Source organism: Kluyvera sp. 142486, assembly GCF_046569695.1.
Lineage (GTDB): Bacteria > Pseudomonadota > Gammaproteobacteria > Enterobacterales > Enterobacteriaceae > Kluyvera.
In genome coordinates, this window is record NZ_JBKHUI010000001.1 from 90,675 (window position 1) to 106,986 (window position 16,312).

Sequence of the window (16,312 nt, forward strand, 5' to 3'; positions counted from 1 at the left end):
AATCAAGTGAGAACATTCTCGTACTATTTAAGACGAAGTCAATCAATTAGCTGTGCTGATATCACACGAAATGATAACGATCATCCCGATATGCCATTTGCCTTATTTCTACGGATTTCTTATCGTTGATGGATATTCATCCAGAAAAAAGTAAGGAAGCCCTATGTCTGAACATTCACATCTTGCCTGGACCTGGCAAGGCAGCGCCGAACCGGACGCGCTCGAGCTGAAACGTATCGCCATTCCGTCATTGGCCGCCGGTGAAGCGCTGGTTCGAAATGCGGTTATCGGACTGAACCCGGTTGACTGGAAAGTGCTGGGGCCGGGGTTAATTGATTGGGAGAATGACCATGTCCCAGGCGTTGATGGCGCGGGCACGGTGGTTGCGCTGGGGGAAGGGGTTGATAGCCGTTGGCTCGGCCAGCGTGTGGCGTATCATCAGAGCCTGGCAAAACCCGGCAGCTATGCGGAACACACGCCGGTTGCCGCCCGCGCCCTGATGCGCGTTCCGGATGAGGTGAGCTTTGACACCGCGGCGAGTATCCCATGCCCGGCACTCACCGCCTGGTTAGCTATCGAAAAGCTGCCCGTCATCCCTAATGCGCCGCTGCTGATTAGCGGTGCCGGCGGCGCGGTGGGTCATTACCTTGTTCAGTTTGCGGCGGCGAGAGGATTTGCGGTGACCGCGATGTGCAACCAACGCCACTGGCCGCGTTTGCAGGCAATGGGCGCACAGCGCTGTATTGCCGGGCCATTAGCTGCAGGGCAATCCTGGCCAGAAGCGGATGCCGCTTCGTTCTATGCGGTGATTGACAGCGTGAATGAAGATCACGCCGCTCGCCTGACGCCAGCGCTGAAGGCTAACGGCCATATTATTGCGATTCAGGGGCGGCTAAGCGAATGGCCCTGTGCGCCGTTCGGCAGAACCCTGTCCATGCATGAAGTGGCGCTTGGAGCGCTGCACTGGTATGGCGATGATGAGGCATGGTATCAGCTCACCGCTGCCGGCGAGAAGATAATGGCCGATCTCGCCGCTGGTCGTCTGGTGGCGGAAGAGACGGTGGCTACCGGGTTCGATAAGCTGCCGGAGCTACTGGACCAGCTCCGTCACCGTCAGTTCAGCGGCAAACCGCTGGTGCGAGTTAATCCTTAGAACGACCGGTTCCCCACGGATTGAACGCCGGTTCTTCCGGCGCGATATCCACATCACCCGACAGTGAGTCGAGGTAGAGGGCTTCTACTTCTGCGCGTGCCCACGGCGTACGGCGCAGAAACTTGAGGCTCGATTTTACGCTCGGCTCATTCTTAAAACAGTTGATGTTAATCAGCTTGCTCAATTGCTCCCACCCAAAACGCGCCACCAGCGCATTGACCTGCATCTCCAGAGTGACGCCGTGCAAAGGATCTTTTGAAATATGTGCTGTCATGCGGGGTCCGTTAAACAATGAGTGAAAAAGAGTGAGCGGGGGAAGGTTACAAGAAAGCGGAACCTCCGGCAATGGCTCGCGTTTAGCCGTTGAAATGTCGCTCACTTTTCAGGCGGCTGTACGCAAATTCTGACGCATAACGATACTGCTAAATTACCAGAATTCACGTAGCGCACGATAAAACAACGAAATGATTTAAAATCAAATAGTTAAATTTTTATTGGGAAACCACAGCCCGAAACTGGTGATATGGTCTTCGCTTTCTACCCAGCATCGCCCTTGATGCAGCTGCATTATCGAACGCACGATAGAGAGACCCAGCCCGCTAGAGTGAGCCGAATCGTGGCGCGCCGGATCGGCTCGGTAAAAACGATCGAACAATTTATTCTGGTGATCGCGTGAGATGGTATCCCCCCGGTTTATCACCCGGATAGCCATGCCGTCTGCTTCGGCCGTGACCGCTATCGTAATCACGCTTTGCGGCTCGGCGTAACGCACCGCGTTAGACAGCAGGTTTGCCAGCGCGCGGCGCAGCAACTGGGTATCGGCATACACCGTTCCGCTGGCCTGGGCGTGGAAGGATACGCCACGATCGGCGGCCAGATCCTCAAAATAGTCACTCAGGCGCTGAATCTCTTCGCCGACGTTTATCTTGTGGCGCTGAATGGCCCGGTCAGGCTGCTCCGCCTGGGCGAGGAACAGCATATTGTCGATCATCCGCGACATGCGCTGTAGTTCTTCGAAGTTTGACCCCAACAGTTGCTGGTAGTAGTGATTGTCCCGAGCTGCGCTGAGGCCTACTTCAGTCTGGCCGAGGAGGGTGTTAATCGGTGTGCGCAGGTCGTGGGCCATATCTGCGCTGACCTGTTTAAGCTGCTGGAATCCACGTTCTAGCCTTTCGAGCATCGCATTCACCGAATCAATCAGGGTATCCAGTTCGGTCGGTACATCGTGTTTATCGAGCCGGGAAGAGAGCGTTTGCGTGCCGATTTTTGCAGTGCGTTCGGCCAGTTGACGTAACGGCGACATCCCTCGTCGTGCAAAAATAACCGCGAGTATGACGGAAATAGCCGCCATCATGGCGGTAAAAAGCATGATGTTGTTACGGTACACCTCAAGAATATGGGTGCGTTCGCTTAGCACTCTGGCAGAGAGAATTTCCAGCGGCGGCTGGCCGTTGGCCGACGGACTGATTGCCGCCATATAGACCATCGGCGTGCCGTCCACGCTGTTGGCATGATGCACGGCCGCGGGCGTAAGCAGTTGGTTGGCTGCAACGGGAGTAACGGCTGGAATATCGCGCCGCATCGGATTGACTTCCAGCAGCGTCGGCCCGCCAACGTAGCGGATAATCAACAGCGACTCGGTGTTGCCCAGCATATTGGCAAACAGATGGGGCTTTTCGTGGATCAAATCACGGGCATCAAGATCCCGCAGCAGCGTACTGATCTGGTCGACGCGAGAGACCAGCGCCGCATCGTCACGTAACGATAATTGCTGGCGCAGCGCATAGTAGAGGGCGCTGCCCATAACGGTTAAGGCCACAAAGGAGAACACCGCCAGTAGAACGGCTAACCGAAAGGTCAGGGACCTGCGCTTCATGACGCTTTCTCGCAGCGATAACCTACGCCATGCACCGTATGAATTAGCCGTTCGCTAAAGGGGTCGTCCACTTTTTGCCGCAGTCGGCGTACCGCCACATCAACCACGTTAGTATCACTGTCAAAGTTCATATCCCAGACGCGGGAGGCGAGAAACGTTCGTGAAAGTACCTGGCCGGGATGCTGCAGGAAGCAAACCAGCAGCTTGAACTCTTTGTTGGTGAGCGTGATAAGTTTGCCATCTCGTTCGCAGCGAAACTTTTCGATATCCACTACCAGATCCGCCAGTGAGAGACGCGTCTCTGGCTCCGGCTGACGCTGGCCGCGGCGTAAAATTATACGAATACGCGCCAGCAGTTCGGCAAATGAAAATGGCTTCACCAGATATTCATCGGCGCCCAGACCTAGCCCGCGCAGGCGATCCTCCAGAGCCCCGCGTGCGCTCAGAAATAGCACCGGAATCTGGCTATGAGCACGTAAGCGTTCCATGACCGTCCAGCCGTTCATTTCCGGCAACATCACATCCAGCAATATCAGGTCATAGCGTTCTTCCCGCGCCAGATGCAGCCCGTCGATACCGTTGGCGGCCCAGTCCACGGTATAACCCGCTTCATTTAGCCCGTTCACCAGATAGGCGGCGGTTTTCGCTTCGTCTTCAATAATGAGGATTTTCACCCAGCGGGTCCTGTAAAAAGGAGAGAAAAGGGCGCGGAAAGCGCCCCCAATTTTGTCAGTATAACCTTAGTATCCCGGCACGTGGGCCGCTTTCATAATCAGGTTCGCCACCGCTTCAGGCTGCGAGAGCAGCGAGACGTGGCTGGATTTCAGCTCGATGGTCTGTGCGTGCATCCGTTTCGCCATAAAGCGCTCCAGATCGGGGTTAATCGTGCGATCATCCGTGGATACCGCGTACCAGGTTGGTTTGTGCTGCCAGGCGGCAACCGTGGTTTTTGCCTGGGTAATCGCTTTACCGATAGGTTGCTGTACGGCGAAATAGGCTTTGGCTTCGCTTTCTGGCAAGTCGCCCGCAAAATCATGAATAAACGCCGATTCACTCAATGCGCCATAGCCATCATCACTCCATTTCAGGCCAGCAGACGCCGGTGCCGCAGGGTAACGTTTCGTCAATGCCGGATAATCTTCACCCGCCTCCGGAGCTCTGGCGGCAATATAGACCAGTCCTTTCACTTGTGGCTCATCGCCCGCCTGGCTTATCACCATTCCGCCGTACGAGTGCGCCACCAGAATCACCGGGCCATTTTGCTGCGCCAGCGCGCGTTTAACCGCCGCCACGTCATTCTCCAGAGAGGTTGTTGGGTTCTGCACCGCCGTGACGTGCAGGCCTTTCGCCTGCAGCAGCGGGATCACTTTGCTCCAGCTGGAGCCGTCGGCAAACAGGCCGTGCACCAGCACGATATTTTTAACTGTCTGTGGCGTATCCGCCAGCGCGGCGAGCGGGCTTAATGCGCCGAGCATCAGGGAACTCAGAACGGCAATATGGCGTAATTTCATGGTCTATCCTCAGATTCAGCAATAGGGGTCATGGCTACTGTAGTGGCCGGGGAGCCACAAAGTGCTGACGCTGAAATGACAAAAAAATGACAGCAGAAAACCGTATCTATAAGAATCAGGGAGGTGGCAAGCTACTGATGATGTGGTAAACAGGGAGATAAAAATAATCAACCGGGAAGGTTAACATGCTGAAATACCTCTCACTGCTGGCCGTGCTGCTACTGGCTGGATGCGCCAACACGCCAAACTTGCCGCCAACGGATACCATTGTGGCGATAAAACCGGATGATTCAGGCATCATCGCCAGTTCAGAAAAATACAGCTATCGTTTCGGGCGTGCGGGGATGCCTCAGGAGTATCAGCGCTATAAAACATTCTACGATCGCTTTCATCAACAGGCGTCAGGCGTACGAGTTAACTTTGTGGCCGAGAACCACGAACTAACGGCGGAGTACCTGGTGGTGATTGACAAGCGCAAAGTGGATGCCGGGCAACAAACCGTGCTGGTTAATCAGTATAAGGCGAAGCCGATTGATAACGACCATCTCGGGGTGATGTTTAAAGCCAGCGGTTTCTGGGTTTTATCTGATTCTTCTGATGACCTGGGCGCGCCATACCGACTGGAGCAACCTATTGTGGTCTCCATCAGTGATAAGACCCAATCGATTACCACGCTGGGCACCATCGCGATGATCCCCTTAATCCCGTTGTTCCCGCTGTATATGATGTACGGATGTGCGACCGGGCCTTGCATCTAGTCGCGAATGCCCGCTGAACAAGCGGGCATTGAAAGTCCAGTTTGCCAATACCCGCTTGACGGCATCACGCCTTTTCAGCGCCTATCAGCCGCGGCCAACGAACGGCATGGTCGTGGCCATCACGGTGATAAACTGCACGTTGGTGTCTAGCGGGACGCCTGCCATATAAACCACGCTGTTAGCGACCTGCGAGACATCCATCATGGCTTCAACGGCCACTTCGCCATTTGCCTGTTTAACGCCCTTCGACATACGCTGCGACAGTTCGGTATGCGCATTGCCAATGTCAATCTGACCGCAGGCTATGCCATATTTCCGCCCATCGAGGGAGATGCTTTTCGTCAGGCCGGTCACGCCGTGCTTGGTTGCGGTGTAGGCCGCCGAGTCAGGGCGAGGTGCGTGGGCAGAGATGGAACCGTTGTTGATAATTCTGCCGCCCTGAGGGCGCTGTTCTTTCATCATGCGGAAAGCGCCCTGCGCGCAGAGGAACATCCCCGTCAGATTAACGTCCACGACTGCAGCCCACTTCTCATAGCTCAGCTCCTCGAAAGGAATTCCGGGGAAGTTGGTGCCCGCGTTGTTGAACAGCAGGTCAAGATGGCCGCATTTTTCCTGGATCCGGGCGTACAGAGAGGCCACAGACTCCGGGCTCGTGACGTCGGTCGGTACGACCATTGACTGCTCGCTGCCGTCAAATTCCGCCACGGTTTGCAGCAAGGGCTCCAGGCGGCGCCCAGCGAGGACCACAAAATAACCGGCATTCGACAGCGCGATGGCCGTCGCTCTGCCAATCCCGCTGCCTGCGCCGGTGACCAGGGCGATTTTACTTGAAGTGAACATGGCTACGTCCTTCTGCTTAATTAACGTTATTGGAATAGCTGGCTAAAGTGTTGCCTTTCAGGCAGTCAGGCTGCATTCAGGACGCTGCCCACTTAAAGCCTGTGCAAGGCTTGCCAACACCATTTCGCCCATGGCGGTCCGGGTTTCAATCGTGGCGCTTGCGCGGTGCGCTTGCAGCACGACGTTATCCATCCCCAAAAGCGGTGCGGGAACGTTCGGTTCATCAACGAAAACGTCCAGCCCCGCGCCCTGAATTCGCCCGGCAACCAGGGCATCCACCAGATCCGGTTCATTGACCAGCTTGCCACGGGCAATATTGACGAGGAAACCGTTCTTACCGAGTGCGTCGAGTACCGCAGCGTCGACAATACCTTCCGCTTTATCAGCAGAGGCCGCAAGGATTAGTGCATCGCTCTGTCGGGCCAGGTCCTGTAGTCCGGCAATAAACGGATAGTCGAGGTCGCTCATCTGATGAAGATCGGTATAGGCAACCGGGCAACCAAACGCCGAGGCGCGCGTGGCGATGGCGCGTCCAACGCGGCCCATGCCAACGATGCCCACGCGCATACCGCTGAAGCGGCGGGAGAGGGGAATCGCCCCCGGATGCGGATTTTTTGCCCATTCACCGTGGCGTACCACACGATCGCCTGAGCAAATTCCCCGGCAGGTGGCAATCAGCATGCCAATGGCAAGGTCGGCAACGTCCTCAGTCAACGCACCTAGGGTGGCGGTAACGTGGATCTTACGTTTACGCGCATAGTCCAGGTCAACGGCATCAACGCCAACGCCGTTGATAGCGACGACTTCCAGCGCGGGCAGTTGCGCCATTAATGCATTGCTGATGCCGGTGTGACCGCCAGAAATGACGCCGCGAATGCTATTGCCATATTCTTTGATAAACGCATCTTTATCTTCCAGCTCAAAGAAACGGTGTACGGTATAAAGCGCGTTTAATTTCTCGCTAATCGCGGGGATAAGGATCGGATTCAACTGCAGGATGTTGGGTTTCATTATGCTATATCCATAGTTACGGCCAATAAATGGCAGGCTAAATTTTTATGTTTACGTATGCCGGAGGCGATTAGCCCAAGCGTCGCTCAAGTATTTCAATCGAGATATTTTGCGGACCGCGAATAAAACAGCCACGTACGCCGGGACGAATAGCGATCGGCTCCTGAGTGAATACCACGCCCTTGTTTTTTAATTCGGTGACGGTTTCATCAAGGTTATCGACCGTCAGGCCAAAATGGTCGAGCCCCTGATAGGGCGGCAGCGGCGGTGGCGCAACGCCGTCCCCCTCGGTGACCGGGGCGATGAAGATATTGATACCGGCTAAACGGATATCCACCTTGCCAGGCTTGCGAACGATCTCTGCGTTCAGGCAGCGTTCAAACCAGGCCGCTGTCAGTTCAGGGTCAGGACTACGCAACTGCAAATGATCCCATGTATATTCGGACACGTTTACTCCTCATCTCTATAATGCCGGTTTGAGCCACATGTGAACGAAGATAGCGACTCAAACCGGGTGAACCCGCGTTAACTTATTAGTCCATTTCGATGCGGGATAATGGCCCCAGCAGGAATGAATAAGCGAATGCGCCAATTAAACACATAATTCCCATCATATTGAGCGCCCAGAAGAATTGACCGGTTGCATGAAGGATATAGCCAATCATTATTGGCGTCGTGACGCCAGCGATATTAGCGGCGAGACTGGTGATACTACTGGTTAATCCAATGTATTGCCGTGGCGCTATTTCAGATACCGCCGCCCACGATGATGAACCGACGCCTTGGGCAAAGAATGAGATAGTTAAAATAACGATAATCATCTCGTTAGAGGTTACAAAGTTAACGAGTAATATTGATGATCCTAGCAGCGTGCCGATAATCAATGGCGCTTTTCTGGCTGCAGACATCGAATACCCACGACGAATGAAGAAGTCTGAGAAGAAACCTGCTAGTAATATCCCAGCGGTTGCCCCGATGAACGGTAACGCCTGGAATATACCGACTTTGATCATCGTCATTTGGCGTTCTTCAACCAGGTAAGTCATAAACCAGGTCGTAAAGAAAACCAGAATGGCGTTATTACAAAATTTCCCCAGGCAAATAGCCAGGATTTGTCGATGCTTCAGCAGTCGCAGCGCGTTTTTCCAGTCAAAACGATCCCGTGTTTTTTTACCAACCAACCCACCGCCGTCCTGAATATGCTTCAACTCGGCTTCGTTAACTGCTTTGTGATTTAACGGATCGCGATACCAGAGATACCATAAAATACCAAATATTACGCCTGCGCCGCCGGTCAAATAAAAGGCGGAGCGCCAGCCAAAGCCGTTGGCGATCCACAGCAACAGGCCGGTGAATAGTGGCGTACCGATATATTGCCCCATAACGTAAACGCTGGTAGCAAAGCCGCGCTCACCGGTTGGAAACCACATGGTAACGGCGCGGGCATTTGATGGAAAAGCAGGGGCTTCAAGTGCGCCAATTGCCAGACGAGAACCAAAAAGCATATTAAAACCGCTTGCCACCCCTTGTGTCATGGTAGCCAGAGACCAGGTAATAAGGGAAAGCGCGTAGGCAATACGCGAGCCTAAAACATCCGCAATAATCCCTCCAGGAATGAGGGCAAATGCGTAGGTCAGACCAAATGCGGCGAAAATTTGCCCCATTTGAACTTTATCCAGTTGCAGGTCTTTACTGATAAATGGCGCCAGAATACCCAGGCTCGATCTGTCGACAAAGTTGATAATTGTCGCAAAGAGTATCAGGGCCAGCATGTAATATCTGATGCGAGTTGCCTTCTTTTGGGGAACTGCTCTGGCATCTATCGATGCCTCGCTCAGCTCTTGTTGTTGAATATTACTCATATTTTTCGTCCTTCATGGATTTGTAGGTATACGGTATATTCGTTAACCCTTACAGACGGGGGTTAATCATTATTTTGTAAGATGTCTATCCAACCCAAATGCCCATCGATTTTCATGAGCAACGGTTCTACGAATAAAAAATCGGTAAATTTACCTTCCGGAAGATTAATCCCGAGAAACCCCTTTTTTCTGTCGATTCCGTCGCTTGCTGTGTTTTTGGCTTTTAGGACATCAATTTGTCAGGCTTCACTGCATATGACGATTGATGGGTTTGACGTTAAATTAGCGAATTGCCGGGATCAATCTTGATTAAAAAAATCAACACTCATATTTGTGCTGATAGTCCCGGAGTGTGATGCGGTAGCGATAGATTGAAATTGCTTGTTGACACCATCGTCTGAACGGTGGTCGGAAAATGATTGTTAGAATATTGTGCTTATTTCGAAATAGCCCATGGATAATATTCTGGCTCTGGAACATATTCAGCCATTTTTGCGATCTATTTATCAGTTGATTTAATTAATCAATCTTGATTGACCAAAAATGTAAACGTACTGTTTTCTTATTCGGTTCAATTTATCACCCGTCCACAGCGGCATTTGGGAGAGTACAGGAAATGGTATTTTCAACAGCAGGAAACCGTGAAAAGCGCCGTTTTAGCATCGGTTTTGAAGGCTCGATGGCAAGTTCACAGGGCGTTGGCATTCAGGAGATGGTTCGCGTTGCTGAGCAATCATCGCAAGGGGAAATGGTATTTGAACTTTATCCCGACGCAAAGCTGGGTAACGGCCCGAAAATGGTGGAGAGTGTCCAGCAGGGAGAGTTGGATATCTTTCTTGGCGGCGCGGGCTACTTTGCTGCGCTTGATGGGCGGATTAACATTTTTGATATTCCTTATCTTTTTGAAAACGTTGAGCAAGCCTACAAGGTAATGGACAGTGACTTCGGGCGTGACATGCTGGATGTCCTGGCTGCGAAAAAACTTAAAGGGCTGAGTTTTTGGGAAAACGGCATCCGTTCGTTTACCAATAACGTTAAACCGATCGTTCATCCTGATGATTTCTGCGGTCTGAAAATTCGCACCATGCCGGGCAATCAGGTACACGAAACATTATGGCAAAGCGTGGGTATCGATACGCATCCTTTACCGTCTGGCGCTATCTATGCGGCGATTCAGGAAGGCGTTATCAATAGCCAGGAGCACCCAATTTCAGTGATTTATGCGCGACAACTTTTTGAAGTGCAGCGCTATCTCTCGCTGACGCGCCACATGTATGGTCCGCTTATTCAGGTGATGAATAGCGTCACCTTTACCTCGCTGAATAAGCCGCAGCAGGATATTTTGCTCAGCGCCTCTTACGCTGGCGCTGTGGCGACGCGGAATTTTTCTAATGAAAATGAAGCAACATTCCTTGCCCGGATGAAGCGCGCGGGATTGCAGGTTAATGACGTTGATCCCAAACCGTTCAGAGAATTGATGAAACCGGCGATAGAACGTGATTTTATCGACAAACACGGTGATGACTGGTTGAGGAAGATTAATGCCATGCTGGCCGACGACGGCATCCCGCTTACCCGATCTCTCATTTGATAGGTATCTGAGCTAAACCATGCAACCAAATATGAAGTTGGCCCCCTGGCTCACGCTGGATGAAGTTCAGGAATTTCTCGGCGTTCGTCCACAAACTATCTATGCGTATGTCAGTCGTGGATTAATCGCGTCACACCCGGACCCGCAGAATACGCGTCGTAGCCTGTATAGCGCGGAAAACATTCAAAACCTGAAACTGAAAAAGCAGCAGGGAAGAAAACGCGAAACCCTTGCCGTTAATACATTGTTTGGTACCGAGCCAAGCATTCCAACGGCCATCTCTACCTTTGCCAAAGGTCATTTATATTATCGGGGAAAAGATGTTATTTCGTTTTCTGAAAACGCGACCCTTGAAGAGACGGCGCGTTTATTATGGAATGCCGAAATCACTTCTGGCTTTTCGGTCCTCACCCGGAATTATCCGCCGTCACCGCCGGAACGATCCCATGCGTTTATCGCTCTCGCTGAGGCAACGGCATCGGGCCATTCGACGCATGGCCGAACGCTTAAGGTTCTGCATGCTGAAGCCGCGACGCTTGTGGGCCACCTGGCTTCGACGTTTGGCGCGCTCAACCAACCCGAGATGGCGATTCATCAGCGTCTTGCTTTGGGGTGGGGCATGGAAAAAGAGATGGCGAATATCCTGCGCCGGGCGATGGTGCTGCTCGCCGATCACGAATTGACCAGTTCTGCGTTTGCCTCCCGGATCGCCGCTTCCAACGGCGCCTCATTACCCGCCTGTCTGCTTACCGGACTGGCGGCCTTTACCGGGCCGCTACATGGCGATGCTACCCAACGTGTCAAGGCGCTTTTTGATGAAGTTGAGCACTCAAATGCCGATCGGGTGGTGAACCGCTATCTCTCTTCGGCGCTGCCGATCCCGGGATTTGGCCATCATCTTTATCCCGATGGCGATCCGCGTGCCACCGCGCTGCTGGCAGAGTTTGAGCCGTCGCCGGAGATTGCAAAATTTATTGAAAAAGTGATTACGTTGACCGGCCTTCAACCCAACATTGATGTGGTACTGGCCGCTCTGGTGGCTCGCTATCGTTTACAGGGCGATGCCGCGTTTGCGCTGTTCTCCATCGCCCGCAGCGTGGGACTACTGGCGCACGCCATGGAGCAAATTAATACTGGTAAAGTGATTCGCCCGCGTGGGCGGTATATAGGCCCAGAATTAGAGACGCTAAGCGATACCTGTTTCTCGGATAGCGTCGGGAGGCCGTGCCACTTTTCTCGCCAGTAAAGGGGTCAGTTTGGATATCGAAAATTATTGTACGTTAAGGTTGTTTTTTGACCACTAAGATGTGAGGAAACCGCTCTCTGAGCGGATTCTCGTATCTTGATGGGCGATGCTGAGAGCACCGCTCAAACGATCTTAAAAAGATCCTTCTGAATCTTTGATCTTAATAGTATATGTTTTATCAAATTCCCCACCTGTCGATACATTAGTGCCAAACAATCCGCCTGATACTCGTACGGTGACGATCCCCGGCTTTACTGGTACTCCCTGAACCCTGACGCAATTGTGAGCTGGAGAATCATTACAATACCTTAAAGTTAATCCTGTATCGGATGGAGTTATTTCACCTACGAATCTTTCTTTTCCTCTAGAATCTAAAGATGATACAGCACCACCATTTATATTTATTTCACTGGCATACAGTGTTCCTACTATAGCATCGTTAAGTGAATTACCATCAGGAGTAACATCAGCATGTAATGTACATGCTGATACTGCAAATGAAATAAAAAGAACAGAAAATATCCTCATGGCTATTTTAATGGCTTGAAAACCACTCCCCCGAAAAATCTATTGATAAAAAATTGCAAATCTTTTTTCTGTTTAACCCAGTTAGTTGATTGCCCCCAGGAAAATAATTTTAAATTAACATATCCATTATTATCCTGTATTACAGGACCATCCCATACAATCCAGTGCGTAGGTAATGTCGTGTTGTTTGTACTACCTTCAAGCAGTCCATCATTTATTAATGTCACAACTTTATAGCCTTGCTCTACATACTTATTTAAATCTCTGATTCCCTGGACACCAGCCTGAGTGATCCCTACATTACTGAACACTTTTTCATAACCGGCCTTTTCAAACCATTCAGTCAGTGTTTGCCACATTGTGATACCAGCCACTGGCGAATCAAGAGCATCAAAGCTCAGCATGGTATTCTCTGAATCCCTGAGTCCAGCCAGTGTCATCCAGTCAAGCCCTAAGATCCTTGGCTGACCTCCACCTGTATAAAACATACCTGAAGGGTGTTTACACCCTTCGCGAGGGGAGATGGTCAGTGCACCTATTTTAGTCTTTCCATACCGCCATAGTTCCCTGGCAGCTTGTGCATATACATCAGGACGGTCCATTTGAACACAGTAAATAAATGCAGCAGGTCCACATACACTTGCCCTATCCTGATAAGGGTAAGAATAATGATAAAATCTGTCGTTTATTTCAGAATCAATTTTGTTTTTTTCAAACGGATCCTGCGGTGTTCCGATAGGATATTCTTTCGCTATAAATGGACGTTCAGGAATGGTGATTTTTATCTGCTTTGTTTCGCCCCCCTGACTTTCAGGTTTCATTGTCCCTTTTGACTCAAAATAACAGGGGTTTTCACGTTTCACCGGAGACCAGGCTTTACCTGACGCAAATTCTTCCAGCGTGTACATCTTAGTGAACGGAACAGGCGTTACACAGTGCGTATGCAACATGGTTTTTCGATAAAGCTTCATTTCCATAATATAAATGGTCGAGAGTGACTCATTTGTATTTCTGGTCATGTGACTCTGTGTTTCATAATTGCTCAGAAACGGCTGTAGCTTCACATCCACCAGGGGGGATTTATGCCTGCTGGAGTCCATGCGATAAATACACAGGTCATACAGCAAAGAATCAGCCGGAACATTAGAGTTAATACGGGTACTGAGATGGTAAACAGCCATAATTAATCCATTAATATATGCAGGTTAATATTTTCTGCGGATTCAGCATAATGCCATCCGGTAACCCCGTGTTCATCGGTAACAGCAGCTTCAGAACGTCCGTCCGGGAATATCAGAGTGTAGCGGCAACCAGCCATTAGCTGGCCATCGTCACCGGCGCACTGAAAGCGAATACAGTTCCGGGCGCCGGAATCCTGTGCCTGCTGCGCCGGGACAGGCGACTGAAGGGTATTGCGGGAGGTCAGAGAGCCGGTGCCTGTGCTGGTAGTCTGCGTGGCTGAACCGTACACATAGTGATCTGGGCAACGGCACAGCACTCTGTCACCTGTGGCCGCATACGCTTTGCCTTCTTCTGCCCAGTCCTGCGCGGAGGCCAGAATTTCAAAATACCCGTTACATTTGCTGCATGATGCCTTGTCGCCGGTCCGGGCTATTGCTTTACTTCCTTCAAACCAGGACGCAGTCGCTGAAATGATGTCTCCGTAACTCGTTTTATCACCAAGACAGGCCAGTGCTCTTGCCATCATTAATCCCTCAATATATAAGCGGTTATACTCACCGGCATCATACAATAATCACAACTTAACCAAAATCTTCGGCTTCTGGTTGCCGGTACAGTGCCTGAATTCGGCATATCTGGGAGGGGCTGTTGCTGAACTGCTCAGCAATACGCTGCTGTTGGTGATAATTTCCGTTCCTCTCTGTGTGCTGGTAGGGGTAATGCTTGCCTGGCTCACGGAACGAACCTTCCTGGCCGGGCGCCGTATCTGGTCAGTTCTGGCCGTCACGCCGCTGGCGACCCCAGCTTTTGTGCAGAGCTACGCCTGGGTCAGTGCGGTGCTGTCCATTCATGGCTTGTGCGCCAGGGTCTTTCTCTCGGTGCTGGCCTATTACCCCTTTATTTATCTCCCGGTCTCTGCGGTAATGCGCCGCCTTGATCCGACGCTGGAAGATGTTGCCGCATCGTTAGGCACGCCGCCCTTGGCCGCTTTCTTCCGTATCGTTCTGCCCCAGCTGAAACTGGCTATCTGGGGCGGGGCCTTGCTGGTCACCCTGCATCTGCTGGCGGAATATGGCCTGTATGCGATGATCCGTTTTGATACCTTTACCACCGCCATTTACGATCAGTTCCAGTCGACGTTTAGCGGCACGGCGGCAAATATGCTGGCGGGCGTGCTGGCACTTTGCTGCCTGGTATTCCTGACGCTCGAAGGGACGAGGCGCGGCACAGCGCGCTATGCCCGTGTGGGTTCAGGTGCACCGCGCGAGCAGCATCGCCTGCAACTGAAGGTAGAGGGGAATGGCTGCGTGTTAGGCGATTATTGACCGGTTCTCTCCGTTCGTTCGCGTGCCGGGGGGTTATTATCATTCTGTATAATATCCTCCAGGCACCACCGCAGTGCACTCGCCCCACAAAACCTCCCCAAAATAGTGAACCAGCATCGCCGATAATCACTAACTCTATAATAAATAATATATTTTAAACCTGGCATACCCCTTGCTTAGATAAACCTGAAAGGGCAGCACACACAATTTGACCAATAGCTGGCTAGGGTTCCGGTTCACTTCGGTGAATGACTGGTCCAAGAGCGGGCGACCTCTGAGAGGTTACACGGCGGGACAAAAGCCCGGGAGACAGCAGCACCAGTCGGTGTCGCGCTGCCCCCTAATTTTGTGCCACTCAGAGGTCAAGCATGAAAAAAACGCCATTACTCCGCTCTCTTGTACTGTCGCTGGCAATGTTGGTCAGTCTCCCCACCTTTGCTGCCGTGAAAAAAGAGTTCAACGTCTGCTGGACCATTTACGCCGGGTGGATGCCCTGGGGCACCATCAGCAGTAGCAAAATCATCGATAAATGGGCCGACAAGTACGGCATCAAAATCAACGTTGTCCAGCTCAACGACTACATCGAATCCATCAATCAGTACACCGCAGGACAGTTCGACGGCTGCACCATGACCAACATGGATGCGCTCACCATTCCGGCAGCGGGCGGGGTGGATTCCACCGCACTGATCCTCGGTAGCTACTCGGAAGGCAACGACGGGGTAGTAATGAAGGGCGAGGGCAAAACCCTCAAAGACCTCAAAGGGATGAAGGTCTATCTGCCAGAACTCTCCGTTTCTCACTATTTGCTGGTCCGTGGCCTGGAAAAAGCTGGGTTGGTAGAGAAAGACGTCACCGTGGTGAACACCTCGGATGCTGATATCGTCTCGGCGTTCGGTACCTCCGGCGTACAGGCCGCAGTGGCCTGGAATCCGCAGCTTTCCGTCATCAAAGGCACGCCAAAAACCACCGAAGTATTCAACTCTTCGCAGGTACCGGGTGAGCTTATCGACATGATGGTGGTTAACAGTGAACCCCTGAAGGACAACCCGGCGCTGGGCAAAGCGTTGACCGGCGCATGGTACGAGATGATGGGGCTGATGAAAGCCCAGGATGCTAACGCGCTAAATGCGATGGCCGCCGCTTCCGGTACCGATCTGGCTGGCTACCAGGCGCAGCTCAAAACCACCCATCTGTTCTATACCCCACAGGACAACATTGCCTTTATCAGCTCCCCTGAGCTGGCGAAAACCATGCAGCGGGTGGCCGCGTTCTCCTTCGATAAAGGGCTACTGGGCGATGGGGCGCAGAGCGCTGATTTTATCGGCATGAACTTCCCGGGCAACGTGACCCAGGGCGATGCCCATAACGTCAAACTGCGCTTTGACGACAGCTTCGTGAAAATGGCCGCTGCCGGCACGCTGTGATA

The 16,312-nt window shown here is 52.1% G+C and carries 16 protein-coding genes, 1 pseudogene and 1 riboswitch; of the genes and pseudogenes, 6 read left to right on the forward strand and 11 right to left on the reverse strand.

The annotated features are described in order from the left end of the window. The first annotated feature begins 163 nt into the window (after positions 1–163). The gene (locus tag ACLGE8_RS00470) at positions 164–1,153 is read left to right on the forward strand and encodes a zinc-binding dehydrogenase (RefSeq protein ID WP_410995782.1); all 990 of its coding nucleotides are present in this window, start codon (positions 164–166) and stop codon (positions 1,151–1,153) included. Here the strand turns inward: ACLGE8_RS00470 and ACLGE8_RS00475 are convergent. The 4 genes from ACLGE8_RS00475 to ACLGE8_RS00490 all read right to left on the reverse strand — a co-directional run bounded on the left by ACLGE8_RS00475 (position 1,143) and on the right by ACLGE8_RS00490 (position 4,540). Then, a complete protein-coding gene (locus tag ACLGE8_RS00475; protein WP_410995783.1) occupies positions 1,143–1,427 on the reverse strand; it encodes a VF530 family DNA-binding protein in 285 nt (94 codons plus the stop codon). The genes ACLGE8_RS00470 and ACLGE8_RS00475 overlap by 11 nt on opposite strands. A 201-nt stretch (positions 1,428–1,628) precedes the next feature. Next, on the reverse strand, positions 1,629–3,029 hold the full coding sequence (locus ACLGE8_RS00480) for a heavy metal sensor histidine kinase (protein ID WP_410995784.1): 1,401 nt from the start codon (positions 3,027–3,029) through the stop codon (positions 1,629–1,631). Beyond that, on the reverse strand, positions 3,026–3,703 hold the full coding sequence (locus ACLGE8_RS00485; protein WP_410995785.1) for a heavy metal response regulator transcription factor: 678 nt from the start codon (positions 3,701–3,703) through the stop codon (positions 3,026–3,028). Before ACLGE8_RS00485 ends, ACLGE8_RS00480 begins: the two co-directional genes overlap by 4 nt. A gap of 66 nt (positions 3,704–3,769) precedes the next feature. Continuing rightward, complete coding sequence (locus tag ACLGE8_RS00490) at positions 3,770–4,540, reverse strand: alpha/beta fold hydrolase (RefSeq protein WP_410995786.1); 771 nt, start codon at positions 4,538–4,540, stop codon at positions 3,770–3,772. Positions 4,541–4,725: 185 nt separating this feature from the next. On the opposite strand from ACLGE8_RS00490, the gene ACLGE8_RS00495 reads away from it, so the two are divergent. Further along, positions 4,726–5,298 carry a hypothetical protein gene (locus ACLGE8_RS00495; protein WP_410995787.1) on the forward strand — a complete coding sequence of 191 codons (573 nt, stop codon included), beginning with the start codon at positions 4,726–4,728 and terminating at the stop codon, positions 5,296–5,298. Between the two features lie 84 nt (positions 5,299–5,382). Here the strand turns inward: ACLGE8_RS00495 and ACLGE8_RS00500 are convergent, their stop codons facing one another. From ACLGE8_RS00500 to ACLGE8_RS00515, 4 genes are all read right to left on the reverse strand, one after another. Next, positions 5,383–6,138: an SDR family oxidoreductase gene (locus ACLGE8_RS00500; protein WP_410995788.1), complete on the reverse strand. Its 756-nt coding sequence runs from the start codon at positions 6,136–6,138 to the stop codon at positions 5,383–5,385. 57 nt (positions 6,139–6,195) lie between these two features. Beyond that, positions 6,196–7,149, reverse strand: a complete 954-nt coding sequence (locus ACLGE8_RS00505; RefSeq protein ID WP_410995790.1) for a 2-hydroxyacid dehydrogenase — start codon at positions 7,147–7,149, stop codon at positions 6,196–6,198. Positions 7,150–7,219: 70 nt separating this feature from the next. Beyond that, on the reverse strand, positions 7,220–7,597 hold the full coding sequence (locus tag ACLGE8_RS00510) for a VOC family protein (protein WP_410995791.1): 378 nt from the start codon (positions 7,595–7,597) through the stop codon (positions 7,220–7,222). Positions 7,598–7,682: 85 nt separating this feature from the next. Continuing rightward, positions 7,683–9,011 (reverse strand): MFS transporter, encoded by a 1,329-nt coding sequence (locus tag ACLGE8_RS00515; protein ID WP_410995792.1) that lies wholly within the window; start codon positions 9,009–9,011, stop codon positions 7,683–7,685. Between the two features lie 529 nt (positions 9,012–9,540). On the opposite strand from ACLGE8_RS00515, the gene ACLGE8_RS00520 reads away from it, so the two are divergent. Together ACLGE8_RS00520 and ACLGE8_RS00525 are read left to right on the forward strand one after the other, a co-directional pair. Continuing rightward, positions 9,541–10,602, forward strand: coding sequence for a DctP family TRAP transporter solute-binding subunit (locus tag ACLGE8_RS00520; RefSeq protein ID WP_410995793.1), 1,062 nt, complete (start codon positions 9,541–9,543; stop codon positions 10,600–10,602). A gap of 31 nt (positions 10,603–10,633) precedes the next feature. Then, positions 10,634–11,848: a citrate synthase family protein gene (locus tag ACLGE8_RS00525; RefSeq protein ID WP_410995794.1), complete on the forward strand. Its 1,215-nt coding sequence runs from the start codon at positions 10,634–10,636 to the stop codon at positions 11,846–11,848. Between the two features lie 132 nt (positions 11,849–11,980). Here the strand turns inward: ACLGE8_RS00525 and ACLGE8_RS00530 are convergent, their stop codons facing one another. Genes ACLGE8_RS00530 through ACLGE8_RS00540 form a run of 3 tightly spaced genes read right to left on the reverse strand, consistent with a single transcriptional unit; the run spans position 11,981 to position 14,084 of the window. Further along, positions 11,981–12,376, reverse strand: coding sequence for a hypothetical protein (locus ACLGE8_RS00530; protein WP_410995795.1), 396 nt, complete (start codon positions 12,374–12,376; stop codon positions 11,981–11,983). Positions 12,377–12,378: 2 nt separating this feature from the next. After that, positions 12,379–13,557: a hypothetical protein gene (locus tag ACLGE8_RS00535; protein ID WP_410995796.1), complete on the reverse strand. Its 1,179-nt coding sequence runs from the start codon at positions 13,555–13,557 to the stop codon at positions 12,379–12,381. Between the two features lie 2 nt (positions 13,558–13,559). Then, positions 13,560–14,084, reverse strand: a complete 525-nt coding sequence (locus ACLGE8_RS00540) for a PAAR domain-containing protein (protein WP_410995797.1) — start codon at positions 14,082–14,084, stop codon at positions 13,560–13,562. A gap of 121 nt (positions 14,085–14,205) precedes the next feature. Between ACLGE8_RS00540 and ACLGE8_RS00545 the strand changes: the two are divergent. Then, a pseudogene (locus ACLGE8_RS00545) lies at positions 14,206–14,871 on the forward strand (ABC transporter permease); the annotation flags it as partial. Between the two features lie 224 nt (positions 14,872–15,095). Beyond that, a riboswitch (guanidine-I (ykkC/yxkD leader) is annotated at positions 15,096–15,194 on the forward strand. Positions 15,195–15,251: 57 nt separating this feature from the next. Continuing rightward, positions 15,252–16,310, forward strand: coding sequence for a putative urea ABC transporter substrate-binding protein (locus tag ACLGE8_RS00550; protein ID WP_410995798.1), 1,059 nt, complete (start codon positions 15,252–15,254; stop codon positions 16,308–16,310). Positions 16,311–16,312 lie beyond the last annotated feature (2 nt).

Excerpts from the sequence above, each read along its gene's own strand:
- ACLGE8_RS00525 (WP_410995794.1), top strand. The coding sequence starts at position 10,634 with ATGAAGTTGGCCCCCTGGCTCACGCTGGATGAAGTTCAGGAATTTCTC.
- ACLGE8_RS00470 (WP_410995782.1), top strand. The coding sequence starts at position 164 with ATGTCTGAACATTCACATCTTGCCTGGACCTGGCAAGGCAGCGCCGAA.
- ACLGE8_RS00530 (WP_410995795.1), bottom strand. The coding sequence starts at position 12,376 with ATGAGGATATTTTCTGTTCTTTTTATTTCATTTGCAGTATCAGCATGT.
- ACLGE8_RS00495 (WP_410995787.1), top strand. The coding sequence starts at position 4,726 with ATGCTGAAATACCTCTCACTGCTGGCCGTGCTGCTACTGGCTGGATGC.
- ACLGE8_RS00515 (WP_410995792.1), bottom strand. The coding sequence starts at position 9,011 with ATGAGTAATATTCAACAACAAGAGCTGAGCGAGGCATCGATAGATGCC.
- ACLGE8_RS00480 (WP_410995784.1), bottom strand. The coding sequence starts at position 3,029 with ATGAAGCGCAGGTCCCTGACCTTTCGGTTAGCCGTTCTACTGGCGGTG.
- ACLGE8_RS00500 (WP_410995788.1), bottom strand. The coding sequence starts at position 6,138 with ATGTTCACTTCAAGTAAAATCGCCCTGGTCACCGGCGCAGGCAGCGGG.
- ACLGE8_RS00535 (WP_410995796.1), bottom strand. The coding sequence starts at position 13,557 with ATGGCTGTTTACCATCTCAGTACCCGTATTAACTCTAATGTTCCGGCT.
- ACLGE8_RS00490 (WP_410995786.1), bottom strand. The coding sequence starts at position 4,540 with ATGAAATTACGCCATATTGCCGTTCTGAGTTCCCTGATGCTCGGCGCA.
- ACLGE8_RS00550 (WP_410995798.1), top strand. The coding sequence starts at position 15,252 with ATGAAAAAAACGCCATTACTCCGCTCTCTTGTACTGTCGCTGGCAATG.
- ACLGE8_RS00505 (WP_410995790.1), bottom strand. The coding sequence starts at position 7,149 with ATGAAACCCAACATCCTGCAGTTGAATCCGATCCTTATCCCCGCGATT.
- ACLGE8_RS00540 (WP_410995797.1), bottom strand. The coding sequence starts at position 14,084 with ATGATGGCAAGAGCACTGGCCTGTCTTGGTGATAAAACGAGTTACGGA.
- ACLGE8_RS00475 (WP_410995783.1), bottom strand. The coding sequence starts at position 1,427 with ATGACAGCACATATTTCAAAAGATCCTTTGCACGGCGTCACTCTGGAG.